6 protein-coding genes are annotated in these 4,509 nt (G+C 71.0%); all 6 read left to right on the forward strand.

The features are described 5' to 3' along the window. Nucleotides 1–585 (forward strand): Hsp70 family protein (locus tag AB0D44_RS34120; protein WP_362598724.1); only part of this gene is annotated, 585 nt, incomplete at its 5' end. Nucleotides 586–711: 126 nt separating this feature from the next. Next, on the forward strand, nucleotides 712–1,122 hold the full coding sequence (locus tag AB0D44_RS34125) for a J domain-containing protein (RefSeq protein WP_362598727.1): 411 nt from the start codon (nucleotides 712–714) through the stop codon (nucleotides 1,120–1,122). Nucleotides 1,123–1,235: 113 nt separating this feature from the next. Beyond that, a complete protein-coding gene (locus AB0D44_RS34130; RefSeq protein WP_362598729.1) occupies nucleotides 1,236–1,685 on the forward strand; it encodes a PRC-barrel domain-containing protein in 450 nt (149 codons plus the stop codon). 237 nt (nucleotides 1,686–1,922) lie between these two features. Next, the gene (locus tag AB0D44_RS34135; RefSeq protein WP_362598731.1) at nucleotides 1,923–2,318 is read left to right on the forward strand and encodes a hypothetical protein; all 396 of its coding nucleotides are present in this window, start codon (nucleotides 1,923–1,925) and stop codon (nucleotides 2,316–2,318) included. A 167-nt stretch (nucleotides 2,319–2,485) separates the two neighbouring features. After that, complete coding sequence (locus AB0D44_RS34140; protein ID WP_362598734.1) at nucleotides 2,486–3,808, forward strand: hypothetical protein; 1,323 nt, start codon at nucleotides 2,486–2,488, stop codon at nucleotides 3,806–3,808. A gap of 226 nt (nucleotides 3,809–4,034) precedes the next feature. After that, the gene (locus AB0D44_RS34145; protein ID WP_362598736.1) at nucleotides 4,035–4,319 is read left to right on the forward strand and encodes a hypothetical protein; all 285 of its coding nucleotides are present in this window, start codon (nucleotides 4,035–4,037) and stop codon (nucleotides 4,317–4,319) included. Nucleotides 4,320–4,509: the final 190 nt, after the last annotated feature.

Genomic DNA, 4,509 nt, shown 5'->3' on the forward strand with positions numbered 1-4,509 from the left:
GCGTACAACAAGAAGCTCGGCATGTTCGAGCTGACGGGCCTGCCGCCGGCCCCGCGCGGCGTCCCGCAGATCGAGGTCTCCTTCGACATCGACGCCAACGGCATCATGCACGTCACGGCCAAGGACCTCGGCACGGGCAAGGAGCAGAAGATGACCGTCACCGGCGGCTCCTCGCTGGCCAAGGACGACATCCAACGAATGGTGCGTGAGGCCGAGGAGCACGCCGAGGAGGACCTGCGCCGCAAGGAGGAGGCCGAGACCCGTAACAGCGCCGAGCAGCTCGTCTACCAGACCGAGAAGCTGCTGCGCGACAACGAGCCCAAGATCCCGGCCGACCTCAAGGCCGAGACCGAGACCGCGATCGGCGAGCTGAAGGAAAAGCTCAAGGGCCAGGACACGTCGGCCATCCGCACGGCGACGGAGCGCGCCGCCACCGTCGTACAGAAGATCGGCACCGCCCTCTACGACACCCACGGTGCCGCCGCAGGCGGGGGCGGGCCGGGAGCGGGCGCCGGCTCGACCGGCACGGACGAGGATGTCGTCGACGCGGAGATCGTCGACGACGAGAGCCCGAAGGGAGGATAGGCGGGCGAGCCGGCAGGCGGGGCCAGCGGGCAGGCCAGCAGGCGGGGCAAGCCCGTTGACAACATCCCCTGAACGTTTTAAGACGGGGAGAAGAGAGGTGATCCGGCCATTCCGGAGGTGCGAGAAATGGGCGACCCTCCCCCACCGCGTGACCATTACGCCGTCCTCGGACTGCAGGCTGAGGCATCGCCGCAGCAGGTCACGAGCGCCTACCGCACGCGGATCCGCGCCCTGCACCCCGACGCGCGCCCGAGCGGTCCCCCGGCCGACGCGGAACTCGCCGCCGTCCTCGCCGCTTACCGGATCCTGCACGATCCAGCGCGACGGGCCGCGTACGACGCCGAACACCATCAAAAGCAGCAGGCCGCCAGCCGTCCGGTGCGGATACCCGTACGAGTGAGGTCCGCGGCAGACACTGAGGCCCGCCCGTATCCACGGCCCACGGCGCGCTATCGGACATTCGCATACCCGGCCACCACGCAGCCGTGCGAGAACCCGATCGACCGGCTCATGGCCTGGCTGCTTTACGGCATATAGCCCGGAAATTGCCTGGCACGTCCCCACGGCGGGCGGGCGGCGGGGCGCTTCCCGGCGGCTCGCGCGGGTAGCCGACCGGTGACAGCAGTTGCGAAGCGAGGCAAGGAGCATCAGTGATCACTCAGGACCAGCTCGCGGCCATGGCCGGTTGTGCGGCATACACGGACCAGGGGCAGCGCCTGGGGCAAGTGGAGTACGTCCTGGTGGACGACACCACCGGGAACCCCGAATGGGCACGGATCACCGACCGGGCTTCGGGTCTGGGCGGGGTGTTCGTCCCCCTGCGCCAGGCGGAGCTCGAGGACGGGCGCCTGCAGGTCCCCTATCCGGTGACGCTGGTCGAGCAGGCTCCCTGCGCGGCGCTGGACTGCGGGAGCGTGCTCTCCGTGTCGGAGGAACAGCAGTTGTACGGTCACTACGGCATGCGCAACCCACGCGACGAGGTCAACGCAGAGGGTGACGCGGGGTGGGCGGTGATGGACCGGGCGCAGGCCATTCGCGAGGGCTCGACCGGCCGGGAGCACGCCGTCTCGCGCCTGCAGCGGGTCCAGCCGGGGCAGTAGGCCGGGGCGCCTGTCGTGCGAGCAACGTGCCCCCCTGCGTCGGGGCATCCCCTAGGGTGCTCTTGATCGTTCTCGGCGTCGGGGGGCATGGCGAGGCAGGCACGAGGCGGACGGCGGCGGCGCTCTGGGTGCTGGGGGTGCTGGGGGTGCTCAGCGCAGGATGCGAGCCGCAGGCCGGCGGAGCGGCGTCACCCGCCGCCGTGCCCCCTGCCCCGAGCGCGCCGGGCGCATCAGACCGTGACCACCTGCCGGGGCTTCCCGCTCATCGAGCTGACGAAGTCCGGCACGACGGTGGCCGCGCCGGACCTCATCGCCCGTACGGAACTCTCCCGCACCGTGCCGGACCCGGTGGCCGCCGTAGGGAAGGCGATGGCCGCCTCCCTGCCACGCGACGGACAGCGCAAACCAGTGGGCGAGCCGACCGTCGCGGCCTCCGGAACCCTGGCGCTCGCCTGTCAGCACAACGTCGCCGACGGCTTTCCCATGGCCAGTTGGTTCTGGGCGGACTACGGCGCGGTCGGCGCGATCGACTACTTCCCACCCGGCGGCACCCAGCACTTCGCCATGACGCAGGCGGTCGAGCGGACCGAGGAGTTCGCCGGCACAGCCCTGCGGAACGCCGACAGCCGCTGACACCCGGCGATGCGTGACCCTCCCCCAGGCCCGAAGCTCAGCCCCGCGCAGGATGCTCCTGACCCTGCCCCACAGGACACATCCCGTGGCCCAGCGGTTGCTGCACGTGGCATGATCATCCGCATGACCGGATTCTCTGCACGGAAGGGCGGCCACCGCCCCGTCCGATGAAGTGGCTGGACGAGGCCGTGTCCGCGGGACACGCCACGACTGCCGCCCACCCTGCCCGCATCGCGGTCCTCGACGCGATACGCGCCGACCGCACCGGCCCCGTAGCCGTCCGGCTGCTCCAGCTCTCCCGGGCCGGCGACGCGTTCGTACGTCGGGAGGTCATGGACCTCCTCTCGTCCGCCGCGGAAAGGCGCCCTTGGCCCGAAGCGGCCGAGGCCGCGCTCGCCCGACTGACCGACCCTGACGACGAGGTACGGCGCCGGGCCGCGTACCTCGTCGTGTACGCCGGAAGCCACGATGTCGCGCTCAGGGCTCTCGGTGAACTCACCGAGCCCATGGTGCGTACGGCCCTCGCCGATTGGCTCCGGGGCTCCGTCGCGCACTTGCAGGACGATCCCCTGGCCTCCGTCCGCTTCCTTGCCCGACTGGAGACCCTGCGCGTCGCTCCACCTCGCCAGTGGCCGCCGCTCGACAGCGCGCTCCTTGCCGATGCCGGGGAGGCCGCGCGCCACCTGGAGGGAGTCGGGTGGCGCTGGGGTCGGGTGCTGTACCAGCGGGGGCGCGAGCGTCACGTCTACGCCCTGGTGGCGCGGCTCCTCCGCGATCCCGCCACCCGGGACATCGGGGCCGGCTTGGCCCGGGAGGCCTGTCATGACTGGCGGGCGGCCCCGGTCGAGCTCCTGCCCCTGCTCGTCCGTCACTGCGGACCGCGCATCAGCCCGGCCATGGCCAAAGCCCTCACCACCGCCGCCCTCTCGCAGGCTGCGACCCGCGCACACGGCTCACTGCTCGCCGCGGTCCCCTACACCCCGTATCCCGCTGCCCGGCGGCCTTCCGGCAGGGCGACGCCGTCGTACGACAGCACCACCGCCGCCGCAGTCCTTCAAGCCAGGCCCGTGGACACCGGGCGACTTCACCACGCCCCTGAAATCTTCGGGGCCCTGCTGGACGCGGGTCCGCTGACGTTCCGGCAGGCTGCCCAGCTGTACAACCTCACCTTCAAACGGCCCGGACGCATGCAGGCGCTGTGCGCACCCCTGTGGCTGCGGCACGCCGGCCCCACGGCTCTGCCGCGCCTTCTCGCTCTCATGACACCGCACCTCGGGGACTACGTGATGGGCGAGTACTACTCGGAAGGCCTGGCCCGCATGGGCCGACACGCGATGCCCGCGCTGCCCTCGCTGACGGCACTGATCGACCGTCGTACCCGTCTGCCGGCCAACGACTCCACACGGGATGGCGAGACGATGCTGGACGAGCGCCTGCTCGCTGCCGCGGTCGACGCCCGGCGTGCGATCCTCGCCGACACCGCTACCTGATCGCCACCGCCACGTCACCCCTTCGCAGGCCCGGCCCTCACGAGAGGCTCCTCTCGCTTGGCCCGGCGAACGACTCCGACCTGGGTGGCGAGGCCGCAACCGCCCTTCGGATCATCTGCCGCCGCCGGTCAGGTGATTGCCGGACGTCTGACGAGCCGGGCCGCTGTCCCAGGGGTACGAGGACTCAGCAGCTGATGAACGCGCAGCCCAGGTGAGGAGCTCGGCGATGTACGCAGCAGTCCGGCGGTACGAAGGGGTGACCGATCCGGCCGAGGCAGGCCGCCTGGTGAAGGAGGGGTTCGTGCCGCTCCTTCGGCAGGTCACCGGCTTCGTGGCCTACTACTGGGTCGATGCCGGGGATGGAGTGATGGTCTCGACCAGCGTCTTCCAGGACCGGGCCGGTGCCGAGGAATCGGTGACGAGGGCGGCGGAATTCGTGCGGGACAACCTCGCGTCACTGCTTCCCCACCCTCCTCAGGTCATGGCCGGCGAAGTCGTGGCGTCTGGGTGACACCTTTCGACGGCGATGCTTTCGACAGCGACGCTTTCGAAGCCGACGTCATGGTCGGCAAGCCCTTCACTACCCGACCACACCGAGGCCCGCCGGGCTAGGGGGTGTCTGACGGAGGTCCGCGGCGTCGCGGTGCCCGGCACGCACTCTCGCCGCACCGGCCGAAAGCCCAAGTACGTCCAGTACGGGG

Origin of the sequence: Streptomyces sp. NPDC048349, assembly GCF_040651925.1 — a bacterium.
GTDB lineage: Bacteria > Actinomycetota > Actinomycetes > Streptomycetales > Streptomycetaceae > Streptomyces.

What these genes read in the sequence shown, in the direction of transcription:
- AB0D44_RS34125 (WP_362598727.1), top strand. Translation starts at nt 712, where the DNA reads ATGGGCGACCCTCCCCCACCGCGTGACCATTACGCCGTCCTCGGACTG.
- AB0D44_RS34140 (WP_362598734.1), top strand. Translation starts at nt 2,486, where the DNA reads ATGAAGTGGCTGGACGAGGCCGTGTCCGCGGGACACGCCACGACTGCC.
- AB0D44_RS34145 (WP_362598736.1), top strand. Translation starts at nt 4,035, where the DNA reads ATGTACGCAGCAGTCCGGCGGTACGAAGGGGTGACCGATCCGGCCGAG.